Consider the following 13,509-nt stretch of genomic DNA (forward strand, 5'->3'; position numbering starts at 1 on the left):
TGTGTGTCTCCCCCCGTCTTAAATACGTATGCATCTGGCGTGGAACGAACGGCCAAATGACGTGCAGGCAGGCATCTGGGACGAGGTGACAAAGCTTACGAACGCCCGGTTCCGAATCGAAACACATGAGCTCAGTTCCCGAGCGATCCGAGGTCGACACCGAGTACAAGTGGGACCTCGAATCCATCTACGCGACGGACGAGGAGTGGGAGGCCGCCTTCGAGGACGTGGAGGCACGGCTCGAGGACCTCGCACACTACGAGGGCGAGGTCACCGACGACGGCGAGACGTTGCTCGCGACGCTCGAACTCCGCGACGAGGTCATGCGGGAGGTCTCGAAGGTCACGGCGTACGCCCGGATGCGCAAGGACGAGGACACGACGAACCAGACGTACCAGGGCTACAGCACGCGGGCGCAGTCGCTCTCCGCCGACGCCTCCAGCGCCGCCTCGTTCATCGAACCCGAGATCCAGTCCGCGACGCGCGAGGAGATCGAGTCGATGGTCGAGTCGACCGACGGCCTCGGCGAGTACGACCACTACCTCGACGACGTGCTCCGGATGAAACCGCACACCCGCTCGGCCGAGGTGGAGGAGCTGCTGGCGGACCTCTCCGAGGTCACCGGCGGCACCGGCGAGGTGTACACCATGCTCTCGAACGCGGACATGTCGTTCCCGACCGTCGAGAAGCCCGACGGCGACTCGGTCGAGATCACCCAGAGCAATCTCACGACGCTGCTGAAGGAGCCCGACCGCGAGTTCCGCCAGGCGGTGTACGAGGGCTACTTCGAGGAGTGGGGCGACGTGCGCAACACCGTCGCGACGGCGTACGAGAACTCCGTCAAGGCCGACGTGAAGCTGGCCCGGGCGCGGAACTACGACACCGCCCGCGAGGCGTCGCTCGACGGCCCGAACGTCCCGGTCGAGGTGTACGACAACCTGCTCGAGACGGTGCGTGACAACCTCGACAAGCTCCACCGGCACACGGAGCTGAAGGCCGACGCGCTCGACGTCGACGAGCTGGCGATGTGGGACGTCTACATGCCGATGACCGAGACGGAGAGCCCCGACGTGGAGTACGAGCAGGCCACGGAGTACATCGTCGAGGCGCTCGGCGCGCTGGGCGAGGAGTACCAGCAGCGGGTCGCGGACGGGCTGGAGTCGCGCTGGGTCGACGTCTACGAGAACCAGGGCAAGCGCTCCGGTGCGTACTCCGGCGGCACGTACGACACCCAGCCCTTCATCCTGATGAACTACCAGGACGACATCTCGTCGATGTTCACGCTGGCCCACGAGCTGGGGCACTCGATGCACAGCCAGTACACGAAGCAGGAACAGCCCTACATCTACTCCGGCTACGAGATCTTCGTGGCGGAGGTCGCCTCGACGGTCAACGAGACGCTGCTCACCCAGCACCTGCTCGACACGGTCGAGGACGAGCAGTTCCGCCGGCACGTGCTCAACGAGTACCTCGAACGGGTGCGCTCGACGCTGTACCGGCAGACGATGTTCGCGGACTTCGAGCACCGGACTCACGAGATGGTCGAAGCGGGCCAGCCCCTCACGCCGGACGCGCTCGACGAGACGTACGGCGACCTCAAGCGGGAGTTCTACGAGCCCGCGAACGTCGACGAGCACATCACCCGCGAGTGGATGCGCATCCCGCACTTCTACTACTCGTTCTACGTCTACCAGTACGCGACGGGCATCTCGGCGGCGGTCGCACTCGCCGGGAAGATCCTCGACGACGACCAGCCCGACGCGGCGGCGGACTACCGCGGGTTCCTCGCGAAGGGCTCGCGGGAGTACCCGCTCGAGCTCCTGCAGGGGGCCGGCGTCGACATGAGCTCGCCGGAACCCATCCAGGCGGCGCTCGACACCTACGGCGAGTACCTCGACGAGATGGAAGCGCTGCTGTAGCAACGGCGGTCTCGCTTTCGGACGAACCGGTCGGGAGAACGGGTGGCGGCGGTCGGGTTATCTCTTGGCCATGATGACGAGCATCGGGCCCACGATGAGCAGACCGAGCCCGAGGAAGCGGTACTGGACGGGAGCGAGGCTCGACGGCGTCACCACGAAGATCGCGCCGAAGGTGACGACGACGAAACCGACTGTCTTCAGGGACTTGAGCGGGAGCGTCCCGAGCACCGAGAGGACGAACACGAAGAGGAGTGCTTGCCCCACGTTGTAGTTGAGCAGGAAGTTGTCGATAACCTGCAGTGCGAGCCCGTTCATTTCTAGTATCGTCTCCCGCCGGTGCAGTCTTAACGCTAACGAAAGGACGCTATTCCGGACCGGTCAGGTCGATGGGGCGGATGAAGAGGTAGAAGAACGCGATCGCGAAGCCGCCGTACCCGAGCGCCCAGACCAGCGTGCCGAGGAACGAGAAGCCCACGCTCGTCAGCAGGTACTTGAGCACCCCGGGCACGATGACGGCGAACGCGATGGTCAACCCGGCGAGCACCGTCCGTTCCCGGTCGAGGCTCGTGGTCTCTGTCATGGCCGCCACTCGGGGCTGGAGAAGCGTCAATGCCCCGGTTCGTGCCGACGGGAACGGCACGGAGCCGGGGCGAACGGGGTGGACGCACGCGGACGAGTGAACCATGGAGCGTGCGGGTGCGTCCGTACGGAGCTACGCACGCGACCAACTAAAACCCCTCTACAGGCCGCAATACGTGCGAATAGTGTCGTATCACCAACCGCTATCGGCGGTCGAGCGCGCGGGCCAGGAGCGCGACCGGCGTCGGCGGCTCGCCCGCACCGCGGCCGTCGCCGAGCACGTGGCGGTCCGCGAGCTGGGTGCGACAGGACGCGCCGGGCGCGACGACGCGGTCGCCGGGGCTCTCGTCGACCTGGTCGTAGAGGATGCGCGCGATGGCCGCGCTCATGCCGCGGTGTTCGGCCTCGTAGCCGAAGCTCCCGGCCATGCCACAGCAGGTGGAGTCCAGCGGGTCCACGTCGTAGCCCGCGCGCCGGAGCACGCCGACCGCGTGGTGGTCCTTCGCGGTCGCCTTCTGGTGGCAGTGCCCGTGGTAGGTGAGCGACTCGTCGGGCGCCGCGAAGTCGATGGCGTCGTCCAGTCGGAACGTGTCGATGTACTCGCAGACGCCGTAGGTCGCGTCGGCGAGCTCCGACACCGAATCGCCGCCGAGCAGGTCGGGGTAGTCGGACTGGAGCATCACGGCGTTCGACGGCTCCACCAGCACCACGTCCCAGCCGTCGCGCACCCGGGGCGCGAGGTGGGCGACGTTCTCGCGCGCGGTCTCCCGGGCAGCGTCGAGCAGCCCCTTCGAGTACGCCGGTCGCCCGGTGTCGCCGACGCCCGACGGCACGTCGACGTGGACCCCGGCCGCCTCGAGCACGGCCACAGCCGCCATCCCCGCATCGGGGTCGGTGTAGTTCGTGTGCGTGTCGGGGTAGCACAGCACCCGACGCTCGGCCTCGTGCGCGGGCACGGCGGGGCCACCCCGTGCCTGGAACCGGTCGCGGAACGTCTCGCGGTGGAACGTCGGCAGGGAGCGGTCCGCGTCGATGCCGAGCAGGCGTTCCCCCACGGCGCGGGCCGGCCCGAAGTCGGCAAGCCAGTTCGAGACGGGTGCGAGCGCGCTGCCGACCCGGGAGAGGTCGTGGATGCGGCCGAAGATGCGGTCGCGCAGCGGGACGCCCGCTCGCTCGTGGTGCTCGTGGACGACCTCGGCCTTGAGCTTCGCCATGTCGACCTCGCTCGGGCAGTCGTGGGCGCAGCCCTTGCAGCCGATGCAGAGGTCGAGCACCTCGTCGACGAACTCCTCGCCGAAGCCGTCCTCGGGCAGGTCGCCAGCCATCGCCGAGCGGAGCATGTTCGCCCGGCCGCGGGTCGAGGTGATCTCCTCCCGGCTCGCGCGGTAGGTCGGGCACATGACGCCGCCGGTGGTGTGCTGGTCGCCGCGACAGCCGCCACAGCCGTGACAGAGCTCGACCATCCCCTGGAAGCCGTTCTCGTTCTCCCAGGCCAGCTCGGGCTCGAAGCCGGCGTCGAAGGCGTAGTCGGGGCCGTGGCGCAGCTGCTCGGTCATGCGCACGTCGCCACAGACCTGTCCCGGGTTCAGGAGCCAGTCCGGGTCGAACGCGGATTTCACGTCCCGGAACGTCTCCCAGAGCGTGTCGCCGTACAGCTTCCGGTTCCACTGGGTGCGCGCGCGGCCGTCGCCGTGCTCACCGGACACCGAGCCGCCCAGCTCCACGACGAGGTCCGTGACGGCGTCGGCGATGGACTCCATGGCCGCCACGCCCGCCGCGGTCTTCGCGTCCACCAGCGGGCGGACGTGGAGCACGCCGGGCCCGGCGTGGGCGTAGAAGCTCGCGAACGTGTCGTGCTCGTCCAGTATCTTCTGGAAGCCCTCGACGAACTCCGGGAGCGACTCGGGTGGGACGGCGGTGTCCTCGATGAACGAGACGTGCTTCGCGTCGCTGGTGCGCGAGAGCAGGATGGGGAGACCGGACTTGCGGAGCTTCCAGATCTTCGCTCGCTCGGCCTCGTCGTGGGCCTCGAGGGCGTCGAAGGCGCGCGCCGGCTCGTCATGCCTCCCGGAACGGTCCGCACCCTCGACCGCCGCGGGCGCACGGTCCGCGAGCAGGGCCGCGACCGCGCGCTCGCCCGCTGCGTCGTCGTCGGCGTAGAACTCCACGAGGAGCGTCGCCCGCGTCCCGTCCGGGAGGCTCTCGGCCACGTCGGCGAACTCCGCGGTGTCGCGTGCGAGGTCGAGCAGCACCTCGTCGACCAGCTCGACGGCGGCCGGGTCGTGTGCGAGGATCGCCGGCACGTCCGCCATCGCGGTCACGAGGTCGTCGTAGCACAGCAACGCGAGCGACTTCGTCTCGGGAACGGGTTCGAGCGACACCGTTGCCTCGGTGACGACGGCGAGGGTGCCCTCGCTGCCACAGAGCAGCTTCGCGAGGTTGACCGTCCCGCCCTCGGTGTCTGGTTCGCCGACGTCGCGGGTCGCGCCCTCGGCGTCCTCGAGGAGCCAGTCGAGGTTGTAGCCCGAGACGTTCCGTTTGAGGTCGGGGTAGCGCTCGCGTATCTCGTCGGCCTCCTCGTCGAGGATACGGGCGACCTCGGCGTGGATGCGCGCCTCGAGGTCGCCGTGGGGGTCGGCGCGGTCGCGGAGTTCGTCGACGGTGATCTCGTCGAACTCGGTGACGGTGCCGTCGGCGAGGACGACCTCGCAGGACTCGACGTAGGCGTCCGTCTTCCCGTAGCGCAGCGAGTGCGCACCCGTCGAGTTGTTGCCGATGGCCCCGCCGAGCGCGCTCTTGTCGCCCCACGCCGGGTCGGGCGCGAACTTCAGTCCGTGGTCGGCGAGCCGGTCGTTCAGGTCGCCGATGCGGACGCCGGGCCGGGCGCGTACGCGGCGGCCGTCCGGGTCGACCGACTCGACGGTGTCCATGTACCGCGTGAAGTCCAGCACGACCGCCTCGTTCACCGTCTGCCCGGCCAGCGAGGTGCCGCCGCCGCGGGGGAGCACGGGGATACCCTCGTCGGCGCAGTAGGCGACGACGGCTGCCACGTCGTCGGTCGATCGCGGGAAGACGACGCCGACGGGCAGCTGCTCGTAGATGCTCGCGTCCGTCGCGTACAGCTGGCGGGAGTAGGAGTCGAAGCGCACGTCGCCGTCGACCCGGCTGGAGAGCGCGTCGCAGAGCTCCGGCCGGGCCACGTCGTCGCTCCGGTAGTCGTAGGTCGCCCCTGCGTCGCGAGCGTCGAGTGCGGCCTCGCGGTCGCGGGCGCCGTCGGGGTCGCTGGCCATGGCGGAGACTCTGGCAGCCAGCGCTGTAAAACGTGGCGAGTGCGGCAGGGCGTGCGGACCGCGCGACCCCGCGACGTGCCGGCCGCTGGCTCAGTCGGCGTCCGCCCGACGTGCCTCCTGGCGGTGCCGACGGGCGAGCGCGACCAGCCGGAGGCCTGCAGACTCCAGCGCGTCGTAGTCGTCGCTGGCGGCCGCGAGCCGGGCGTCGTCGAGCGCCTCGCCGATGTCCTGGGTGGCCATGGACGGCTGTAGGGTGACGAGACACATAACCGCCAGCCAAGCGTGGTGAAAGTGAAAGTGGACGGCAACGCCCGTCTCGCTCCCATCTACGGGTCGACGGTACGTGGGTCCGTACACATGGTGCTTAGGCCGAATCATTAAAATGCTCTTGCTCGAGTGTGGGAGTAGGATGGGACCGCTGACAGCTGTCAAGCGGCGCCTTCAGGGTGTCGTTTCGACACGGGAGACCGGGGGAGAGTACACCTGCCAGTCCTGTGATGCCCGGTTCGACGTGCAGTACCACACCTGTCCGGACTGTGGAAGCTACAGCGTCGAGCGGCTCGACTGGTAGTCCCACGACGACGGTAGCGCGCCCCCGGGCCATCGACCGTGGCGGCTCCCGCTCCCAGCCAGGCCCGCCGCGCTCAGACGGCGACCCACTCCCTCCCTTCGAGTGCGGCTGGCGGTGTCAGCGTCACCGTCGTGCGCATGTCGTTCGCCGTGACGATGGTGAGTCCCGCGTTCGTCCGCCAGGTGATGCCGTCGGGGCCGTCCTCGACGCCCGCCCGGATGGCCTCGACCGCGACGAATATGTGGAACGTGTCCGTGTCGTCGTTGAGCACCGGCACCGAGTCGTCGGCGTCGACGGGCGCGGCGACGGTGAAGTTCGTCGCGTTCGCGCTCCGGTTCGTGAAGTTGAGCGTCGTGGTCACGTCGTCATCGGTGTAGTGGATGGTCGCGTTCCGGAGGTCGCTCTCGTTGGTCCCCGAGCCGAGCTTCACGCTGAGGCGGACGTAGCGGACGCTCTCGCCGTCGTCGTCCACCCGACCGACCTCGTTGACGACGGTCACGCCGGTCCCGATGTCGGCGATGGTCGACTCCGTCTGGTCCTCGGCCTGCAGCCGGATGGCGTTCGCCCCGCCCAGTAGCGCGCCACCCGCGATGGCCGCCACGGTGACGAGCGCGACGAACATGACGAGTGTCCCGATGCCGGCCTGACCCCGACGCTCCATACGTCTCACACGTGTCGACGACCACATAGTTCTGTCCGCCGTGGGGGCCGTGCTACGTCCGGTCGACGAATCCGACGACGTGCTCGGCGACCGTCTCGCCGGCGTCCTCCTGCAGGAAGTGACCCGCGCCCTCGACCCACACGTCGGGCTGCTCGCCCGCGGTCGGGAGGAACTCGCGCAGCGGGTCGCGGTTCGGGCTGGTGATCGGGTCCGAGTCGGAGAACAGCACGAACGCCGGCTTCTCCCACTCGGCAAGGCGCCTCCGGGTAGCCCGCATCACGTCGGCACCCTCGTCGTCGGGCGACAGCGGCACCATCCCGGGCCACGTTCGCACGCTCGCCTTCACGGCCTCGGTGTGGAACGGCGCGCGGTAGGCGTCTCGAACGTCGTCGGAGAGCTCGCTCGTACAGCCGGACTCGACGAGGCGGGCGACGTCGAGCGACTCCGCGGTCTCGACCATCTCGCGGAACTGGTGCCACACGTCGGGCATCTCCTGCGTGCCGTCGGGGATGCCCGTGTTCATCGCCACGATGCGGTCGAACCGCTCGGGATGGTGTGCCGCCACCGCGAGCCCGAGGATGCCGCCCCAGTCCTGGCAGACGAGCGTGAGCCCCGTGAGGTCGAGCTCCTCGAGGAACGCCACGAGCCAGCCGTAGTGTGCGTCGAAGGAGTACGCGTCCCCGTCGGTGTACTTCTCGGACCGCCCGAAGCCGACGAAGTCCGGGGCGATCACCCGACCGCGCTCGGCGAGCGTCGGGACCATCTTCCGGTAGAGATACGAGTACGTCGGCTCGCCGTGCAGGCAGAGGAACGTCTCGTCGCCGTCGCCCTCGTCCACGTACGCCATCTCCGGCTCGCCGACGCCGACGTACTCGGCGTCGTAGTCGTAGCCCGGTAGCGACTGGAACCGTCCGGCCGGTGTGCGCACGAGTTCGGTCATGCGGTGGGCGACTCCCGCCGGGATGAAAACGGTTTGGCAGGAGTTCACGCAGTCGACGCGAGCTCGGGCGGCCGACCGCGAGCAGCTGGGGCGACCCCGTCAGGCGTTGACCGTCAGCCGGACGTCCTCGTGGACGATGTAGCAGACGGCGTCGAAGGGGACCTTCGCGAGCAGCTGGTCGTCGCCGTTCACCTCGCCGTAGCACTGCAGGAAGTCGTTGCCGGCCTTGACCTCCTCGACGCCGCCGAGTGTTCGGGTGGTACCGTTCGAGTCGAAGACGACCTCGTACTGGGACATCGCAGTCCATCGTTCGGGGTGCGTGGACGAGTACTCCCGAGAGAGGATGGGAATCCGGAACGAGTGCCGGCGGAACCGTACACGGAGCGGTGGCTCTCTCCGTCCGTAGTCCCTCGAAAAGTGGGCCGACTCGGATTTGAACCGAGAGCCTCCACCTTATCAGAGTGGCGCTCAACCTGATTGAGCTATCGGCCCGAAGGCTGCGATTTTGAGTTGAGTGCTGGAACGTTTAAACGTTTCTTTCTCGCAGTCCATCGCCACGCCGTCGCACGCTCACTCCTTGTCCTCGAACTCGATGTCGTAGGCGTCGTCGCCGAGGTCGTACACGTCGTCGTCGGTGCTGCTGCCGCCCGCGTCGCCCGGACCGGGGCCACCGCCGAAGCCGCCACCGCCGCTCGCGCCGCCGACGTTCTCGAACGGGTCCTCGTCCTCGGGGAAGCCGTAGGTCCAGACGTTCCCGCTCGCCATCCCGCCGACCTGTTCGTCGATGTACGGCGTGACGACGTACTTCTTCAGGACGACGCGGATCGGCACCCGCGTGATGGGGATGGTGAGCAGGACGCCGAGCGCGTCGGTGACGAACCCCGGCGTGAGGAGGAACGCCCCGGCGGCGATGAGCAGCCCGCCGTCCATGAGCTCGTCCGTCGGGGGCTTGCCCTCGGCGAGCTTGCGCTGTATCTTCCGGATGGTCCGGCGGCCTTCGGCGCGGACGAGGAACATCCCGACGAGCCCGGTCAGGACGACCAGCGCGACCGTCTCGATGGGACCGAGGAAGCCCCAGGCCGCGATGGCCACGAGCAGGATCGCATCGAGCAGGGGGATGAGCAACAGCAGCCCGATGTACCGGAGCGTTCGCATGGACGGGTGTTGCAGGCCACCCCTCAAAGCCCTTTTTCTATTTCCGTGGGGTGTGGCGACGCTGGATTCGGGTTCCACCGTGGCGCGCGACTGGCGAGCGTGCCGAAGGCCGCGAGCCATTCCGCGCGAGGGACGAGGAGCGCAGCGTAGCGAGCACCGAAGGAGGTTGGGGAGGCCCGAGGTGAGGTGTTGTGTGGGGCGGGACTGAAAGGGGCGAGCGTCTCGACGAACCCGGAGCCCGTTCCCGCGAGGGAGCGCCAGCGACCGAGTGGGAAGCAGCGAGACGACGGAGGAGTCTCGCCAGCCAAGCACCGCAGCGGAGCGAGGAGCGCGGCGTGGGTCCCGGGAGCCGAGCACCTCGGGGCGTTCTGGTTGTCGGTAGTTCTTCGGGACTCCTCGATTGCAGTTTCGAACTCGACGCCTGCAACGGAGAACACGCAACCCTTAGGCACGCAGAATCGAACCCAAACGCATGGACGAGTCCGCACGCGAGACGCGCGTCGAGTGGCGGGAGTGGGGCCAGGACGCCTTCGACGCGGCAGACGCTCGGAACCAGCCAGTTCTCCTCTCGCTCTCCGCGACGTGGTGCTCGCACTGCCACGAGATGGACCGCGAGACGTACGACGAGCCCAGGATCGCGGCGAACGTGAACGACGGCTTCGTGCCCGTCCGGGTCGACGTCGACCGTCATCCCAGAGTACGAGACCGCTACAACATGGGCGGCTTCCCGTCGACGGTGTTCCTCACGCCCGCGGGCGAGGTCCTCACGGGCGCGGGCTACCTCGGCGTGGACGGGATGCGGCAGGTGCTCGACTCGGTGCGGGAGATGTGGGACGGCAAGGGGGCGTCGGCCGGGCGGGTCCCGCGGGCGCTCCAGGGGACCGACACGCCCGCCGGGGAGCTCACGCCCGACATCGAGTCGAACCTCGTCGGCCAGCTCGCGGCGGCGTACGACGAGCAGGCGGGCGGCTGGGGCGAGGCGGAGAAGTTCCCGATGCCCCGGACGATCGAGTTCGCGCTGAAGCGGGAGCGCGAGCAGGCCCTGCGGAGCCTGAACGCGGTGAGCGCGAACCTGCTGGACGACTACGAGGGCGGCTTCTTCCGGTTCGCGGGCAACCCGGACTGGACGGACGTGCACTACGAGAAGGTGCTGGACACGAACGCGGCGCTGGTGCGGGCGTTCGCGAACGCCTACCTGCTGACGGGGAAGGAGGAGCTGCGCCAGCCCGCGGCGAAGACGGTGGACTACCTGACGACGACGCTCTGGACGGGCGAGGCGTTCGCGGGGAGCCAGGCCGCCGGGGAGGGCCGGGACTACTACACGGCGGAGGCGAGCGACCGCTCTGACGCCCCCGCGCCGCCGGTCGACGAGACCGTGTTCGCGGACTGGAACGCGCTCGCGGTCGACGCGCTGCTCACCTACCACGGCTACACGGACGACGAGGGCGCGCGCCGGTACGCCGAGCGGGCGCTCTCGCACCTCGTCGACGACCTCGTGGACGACGGCGTGGTGACCCACTACCGGACCGACGAGGAGGTCGGCGCGTCGGGGCTGCTCGTCGACCACGCGCGGGTCGTGGGCGCGCTGACCCGGGCGCGGCAGGTGCTCGGGCCGGACGCGCTGGAAGACGATTCGGCACTCGACACAGCCCAGGCGGTCGCCGACCACGCCATCGAGACGCTGCGCTCCGGCCAGTCGTTCGTCGACGGCCCCCGGGCGGGTGTGGGCCTGCTCGACAGACCGCTGCGGCCGCTCGACGGGAACGTCGAGTTCGCCGACGCGTTGCTCGACCTCGCGGTGCTGACGGGCGAGGAGCGCTACCGCGAGATGGCCCGGGACACCCTCGCCGCGTTCGCCGGCGCGGCCGACCGGTTCGGCGTCCGTATCGCGGCCTACGGGAGCGCGGTGTCGCGGCTGCTGAACGAGCCGCTCGTCATCGCCGTGACGGCGGACCCCGTCAGCGACCTCCACCGCGCGGCACTCCGGATGGCCGACCACGAGAAGGTCGTGGTGCCGGCCACCGAGGGCTACGCCGAACCCGACGCGGCGTACGTCGTCCGCGGTGCGGAGACGAGCGAGCCCGCCACGACCCCGGAGGAACTCGGCCGGCGCGTCTCCGAGCTGGCTCGCTGACCCCGCGAGAGGCGCCCCGGACGACCGCCGACCCGACGCAGTCATGCGGTTCTGGACGACGACCGACGAAACAACTACCGTTGTGTTTATGGTTCTCCACTGAGACAGGGTTTATTATGGCGAGTTTGAGGGACCTGGGTCTGTCGGAGTACGAGGCGAGAGCCTACCGAGCGCTGTTGAACACTGGCCCGACAACGGCCAAGGAGTTGTCGCGGGCGAGCGACGTGCCGATGGGCCGCATCTACGACGTGCTGAACAGCATCGAGCAGTACAACCTCGTGCGGTCCCAGACCGCGAGTCGGCCGAAGAAGTACGTCGCCGTGGAGCCCTCGACGGCGCTCGACCGACTGCTGGACGACAAGAAACGCGAGCTGGAGGAGAAGGCAGAGCAGTACGAGAACATCGTCGACGAGCTGTCCGAGGAGCTCGACGCCGCCGAACCCGTCGAAGAGCAGTTCTGGACCGCCTCCGTCGGCGAGGAGGAGACCACCGACCTGTTGCTCGAACGGCTCACCGCCGCCGACGAGCGCATCATCATGGTGGCGTCGACGCCGTCACCGCAGTTCGACGTGACCGAGGTCGGCGACCAGATCGTCGAGGAGCTGGAGGAGGCCATCGAGCGCGGCGTCGACGTCGACGTGCTGCTCACCCGCGAGATGGTCGCCTCGCTCTCCGAGGAGGTCGGCCGGCGCTACCGCGAGCGGCTCTCCGGCGAGGAGTCCTTCGAGGTGCGCACCAGCGAGGACGTCACGGGCACGTTCAACCTCATCGACGACATGGAGGTCGTCATCCAGGTGCCGAACCCGCTCGGCTCCCGCGAGACGTTCGCGATGATCGACCTGAAGGACCCCGAGTTCGCGGGCGAGGTGTTCGCGGAGTTCGAGCCGACGTGGAGCGAGGCGGAGCCGCTGAGCTTCTGAACGGGTCGTTCGCCCCGGTTCTGGGGAAAGTACTTGCCAGTCGAGAGAGACGTGCTTCGCGATGCGACGTCGTGCCCTCCTCGCGACCACCGGTGCACTGACCTCACTGGCCGGGTGTTCGCTGCTGTCGTCCCGCTCCGCGACGCTCGACCTCTCCGTCTTCAACCACGCCGACAGCCCCTACACGGTCTACATCGAACTGTTGCGTCCGGATGGGGATTCGGGAAGCGGGGCACAGGGATACGACGGCCGCTTCGACGTTGCTGCCGACGGCGGCGAGACCCGCGACGAGGTCGTCGAGAAGCGACCGTACCTCGTGCGCTACGAGGACTACGAGGACGACACGTTCCGGACCGACCAGGACCACTTCCACTACTACCCGGCGAACGGCGACCAGGACCACTTCATCGCGTTCGACATCCACGAGGAAGGGACGCTGACGCACCGGTGAGACGCCCGTCAGCTCACTCCACCTGCCGGTAGAGCGCGACGGCGACCATCCCGAAGCCGACCGCCAGCGCGACGGCCTGTCCCAGTCGCCGCACCGCGGGGTCGAGTCCCACCAGTCCGTCCGCGACGCCGAGCGCGCCGGCGGCCGTCAGCGCCGCCAGCCCGCCAGCCAGCCAGCGGAGCGGCCGCGAGGCGGTCCGCCGGTGTGCCCGGTAGGCGACGTGCGTGACGACGCCGCCGAGCGCGACCGAGACCGCGTTCGCCAGGACGGCGAACGGAGTTGTCGTGACCATCGTGGAACGGGGACCTCGGTCGGGTCACCCGAGGAGGTACTGGATCGGGCGGTTCTCCCGGACGACGTCACGCTCCTCGAGGTACGCGTCCACGCCGAGGATGCGGCCGGCCCCGAACGCCCCGAGGCCGAACAGCAGCAGCGCGTAGACGATGTGGGAGTCGATGACGATGCCGTTCGCGAGCGGCAGGCTGGCCGCCCAGTAGAACAGCATCATGATGGCGCCCCAGAACGCGCTGAACCGGACGAACGCGCCGAGCAGGAGCGCGAGGCCGACGAGCGTGAGCCCCCAGGCGTTCAGCGGGTCGATGAGCCAGAGGTACTCGTTGGCCATGGTCGCCCACATCCCGCCGAAGGGGTTCCCCTCCGGGATGGCGTTCAGCAGGAAGCCACTGGCCGACCATCCCGGATCGAGGACCTTCGTGATGCCCGCGTAGAAGAAGGTCCAGCCCATGATGAGCCGGAGCCCCAGCAGCGCGTAGCCGACCCACGTCGCCGAGTAGTTGAACCGGGCGCTACGTCCGAACAGCTCGGTCTCGAGTTCGTTGGTTGCCATGGGCCTGTCACCTCACATGTGAACATGGTCGGGGAAACCCCT

15 protein-coding genes and 1 tRNA gene are annotated in these 13,509 nt (G+C 68.8%); 5 read left to right on the forward strand and 11 right to left on the reverse strand.

The genetic code is table 11. From position 1 onward, the window contains the following. The first annotated feature begins 125 nt into the window (after positions 1-125). Positions 126-1,919: an oligoendopeptidase F gene (gene pepF / locus ACSG06_RS03040; protein ID WP_440988787.1), complete on the forward strand. Its 1,794-nt coding sequence runs from the start codon at positions 126-128 to the stop codon at positions 1,917-1,919. A 57-nt stretch (positions 1,920-1,976) separates the two neighbouring features. Here the strand turns inward: pepF and ACSG06_RS03045 are convergent, their stop codons facing one another. The 4 genes from ACSG06_RS03045 to ACSG06_RS03060 all read right to left on the reverse strand — a co-directional run bounded on the left by ACSG06_RS03045 (position 1,977) and on the right by ACSG06_RS03060 (position 6,028). After that, the gene (locus tag ACSG06_RS03045; protein WP_440988788.1) at positions 1,977-2,234 is read right to left on the reverse strand and encodes a DUF8006 family protein; all 258 of its coding nucleotides are present in this window, start codon (positions 2,232-2,234) and stop codon (positions 1,977-1,979) included. 49 nt (positions 2,235-2,283) lie between these two features. Further along, positions 2,284-2,499: a DUF7996 family protein gene (locus ACSG06_RS03050; protein ID WP_440988789.1), complete on the reverse strand. Its 216-nt coding sequence runs from the start codon at positions 2,497-2,499 to the stop codon at positions 2,284-2,286. Between the two features lie 202 nt (positions 2,500-2,701). Continuing rightward, entirely contained in the window at positions 2,702-5,788 is a 3,087-nt protein-coding gene (locus ACSG06_RS03055; protein WP_440988790.1) for an FAD-binding and (Fe-S)-binding domain-containing protein, read from the reverse strand. Positions 5,789-5,878: 90 nt separating this feature from the next. Next, positions 5,879-6,028 (reverse strand): hypothetical protein, encoded by a 150-nt coding sequence (locus ACSG06_RS03060; protein ID WP_440988791.1) that lies wholly within the window; start codon positions 6,026-6,028, stop codon positions 5,879-5,881. Positions 6,029-6,197: 169 nt separating this feature from the next. Here ACSG06_RS03060 and ACSG06_RS03065 point away from each other — a divergent pair, with 169 nt between their 5' ends. Next, positions 6,198-6,359, forward strand: a complete 162-nt coding sequence (locus tag ACSG06_RS03065; protein WP_440988792.1) for an FmdB family zinc ribbon protein — start codon at positions 6,198-6,200, stop codon at positions 6,357-6,359. 73 nt (positions 6,360-6,432) lie between these two features. Here the strand turns inward: ACSG06_RS03065 and ACSG06_RS03070 are convergent, their stop codons facing one another. The 5 genes from ACSG06_RS03070 to ACSG06_RS03090 form a co-directional block, all read right to left on the reverse strand. After that, entirely contained in the window at positions 6,433-7,020 is a 588-nt protein-coding gene (locus tag ACSG06_RS03070) for an archaellin family protein (protein ID WP_440988793.1), read from the reverse strand. Positions 7,021-7,072: 52 nt separating this feature from the next. Continuing rightward, entirely contained in the window at positions 7,073-7,960 is an 888-nt protein-coding gene (locus tag ACSG06_RS03075) for a haloalkane dehalogenase (protein ID WP_440988794.1), read from the reverse strand. Between the two features lie 99 nt (positions 7,961-8,059). Further along, the gene (locus ACSG06_RS03080; protein WP_440988795.1) at positions 8,060-8,257 is read right to left on the reverse strand and encodes a hypothetical protein; all 198 of its coding nucleotides are present in this window, start codon (positions 8,255-8,257) and stop codon (positions 8,060-8,062) included. Positions 8,258-8,378: 121 nt separating this feature from the next. Further along, positions 8,379-8,452, reverse strand: a tRNA-Ile gene (locus ACSG06_RS03085). 78 nt (positions 8,453-8,530) lie between these two features. Next, the gene (locus ACSG06_RS03090; RefSeq protein WP_440988796.1) at positions 8,531-9,115 is read right to left on the reverse strand and encodes an FxsA family protein; all 585 of its coding nucleotides are present in this window, start codon (positions 9,113-9,115) and stop codon (positions 8,531-8,533) included. A 472-nt stretch (positions 9,116-9,587) separates the two neighbouring features. On the opposite strand from ACSG06_RS03090, the gene ACSG06_RS03095 reads away from it, so the two are divergent. The 3 genes from ACSG06_RS03095 (at position 9,588) to ACSG06_RS03105 (ending at position 12,620) form a co-directional block, all read left to right on the forward strand. Next, the gene (locus ACSG06_RS03095; protein ID WP_440988797.1) at positions 9,588-11,249 is read left to right on the forward strand and encodes a DUF255 domain-containing protein; all 1,662 of its coding nucleotides are present in this window, start codon (positions 9,588-9,590) and stop codon (positions 11,247-11,249) included. Between the two features lie 116 nt (positions 11,250-11,365). Beyond that, positions 11,366-12,169 carry a TrmB family transcriptional regulator gene (locus ACSG06_RS03100; RefSeq protein WP_440988798.1) on the forward strand — a complete coding sequence of 268 codons (804 nt, stop codon included), beginning with the start codon at positions 11,366-11,368 and terminating at the stop codon, positions 12,167-12,169. A 61-nt stretch (positions 12,170-12,230) separates the two neighbouring features. Beyond that, positions 12,231-12,620 carry a hypothetical protein gene (locus ACSG06_RS03105; RefSeq protein ID WP_440988799.1) on the forward strand — a complete coding sequence of 130 codons (390 nt, stop codon included), beginning with the start codon at positions 12,231-12,233 and terminating at the stop codon, positions 12,618-12,620. 13 nt (positions 12,621-12,633) lie between these two features. Here the strand turns inward: ACSG06_RS03105 and ACSG06_RS03110 are convergent, their stop codons facing one another. Both ACSG06_RS03110 and ACSG06_RS03115 read right to left on the reverse strand, forming a co-directional pair. Further along, positions 12,634-12,912 carry a DUF7521 family protein gene (locus tag ACSG06_RS03110; protein WP_440988800.1) on the reverse strand — a complete coding sequence of 93 codons (279 nt, stop codon included), beginning with the start codon at positions 12,910-12,912 and terminating at the stop codon, positions 12,634-12,636. Between the two features lie 24 nt (positions 12,913-12,936). Further along, positions 12,937-13,467, reverse strand: coding sequence for a DoxX family membrane protein (locus ACSG06_RS03115; protein ID WP_440988801.1), 531 nt, complete (start codon positions 13,465-13,467; stop codon positions 12,937-12,939). Positions 13,468-13,509 lie beyond the last annotated feature (42 nt).

Origin of the sequence: Haloarchaeobius baliensis, assembly GCF_052060055.1 — an archaeon.
Classification (GTDB): domain Archaea; phylum Halobacteriota; class Halobacteria; order Halobacteriales; family Natrialbaceae; genus Haloarchaeobius; species Haloarchaeobius baliensis.

Excerpts from the sequence above, each read along its gene's own strand:
- pepF (WP_440988787.1), top strand. The coding sequence starts at position 126 with ATGAGCTCAGTTCCCGAGCGATCCGAGGTCGACACCGAGTACAAGTGG.
- ACSG06_RS03045 (WP_440988788.1), bottom strand. The coding sequence starts at position 2,234 with ATGAACGGGCTCGCACTGCAGGTTATCGACAACTTCCTGCTCAACTAC.
- ACSG06_RS03050 (WP_440988789.1), bottom strand. The coding sequence starts at position 2,499 with ATGACAGAGACCACGAGCCTCGACCGGGAACGGACGGTGCTCGCCGGG.
- ACSG06_RS03055 (WP_440988790.1), bottom strand. The coding sequence starts at position 5,788 with ATGGCCAGCGACCCCGACGGCGCCCGCGACCGCGAGGCCGCACTCGAC.
- ACSG06_RS03060 (WP_440988791.1), bottom strand. The coding sequence starts at position 6,028 with ATGGCCACCCAGGACATCGGCGAGGCGCTCGACGACGCCCGGCTCGCG.
- ACSG06_RS03065 (WP_440988792.1), top strand. The coding sequence starts at position 6,198 with ATGGGACCGCTGACAGCTGTCAAGCGGCGCCTTCAGGGTGTCGTTTCG.
- ACSG06_RS03070 (WP_440988793.1), bottom strand. The coding sequence starts at position 7,020 with ATGGAGCGTCGGGGTCAGGCCGGCATCGGGACACTCGTCATGTTCGTC.
- ACSG06_RS03075 (WP_440988794.1), bottom strand. The coding sequence starts at position 7,960 with ATGACCGAACTCGTGCGCACACCGGCCGGACGGTTCCAGTCGCTACCG.
- ACSG06_RS03080 (WP_440988795.1), bottom strand. The coding sequence starts at position 8,257 with ATGTCCCAGTACGAGGTCGTCTTCGACTCGAACGGTACCACCCGAACA.
- ACSG06_RS03090 (WP_440988796.1), bottom strand. The coding sequence starts at position 9,115 with ATGCGAACGCTCCGGTACATCGGGCTGCTGTTGCTCATCCCCCTGCTC.
- ACSG06_RS03095 (WP_440988797.1), top strand. The coding sequence starts at position 9,588 with ATGGACGAGTCCGCACGCGAGACGCGCGTCGAGTGGCGGGAGTGGGGC.
- ACSG06_RS03100 (WP_440988798.1), top strand. The coding sequence starts at position 11,366 with ATGGCGAGTTTGAGGGACCTGGGTCTGTCGGAGTACGAGGCGAGAGCC.
- ACSG06_RS03105 (WP_440988799.1), top strand. The coding sequence starts at position 12,231 with ATGCGACGTCGTGCCCTCCTCGCGACCACCGGTGCACTGACCTCACTG.
- ACSG06_RS03110 (WP_440988800.1), bottom strand. The coding sequence starts at position 12,912 with ATGGTCACGACAACTCCGTTCGCCGTCCTGGCGAACGCGGTCTCGGTC.
- ACSG06_RS03115 (WP_440988801.1), bottom strand. The coding sequence starts at position 13,467 with ATGGCAACCAACGAACTCGAGACCGAGCTGTTCGGACGTAGCGCCCGG.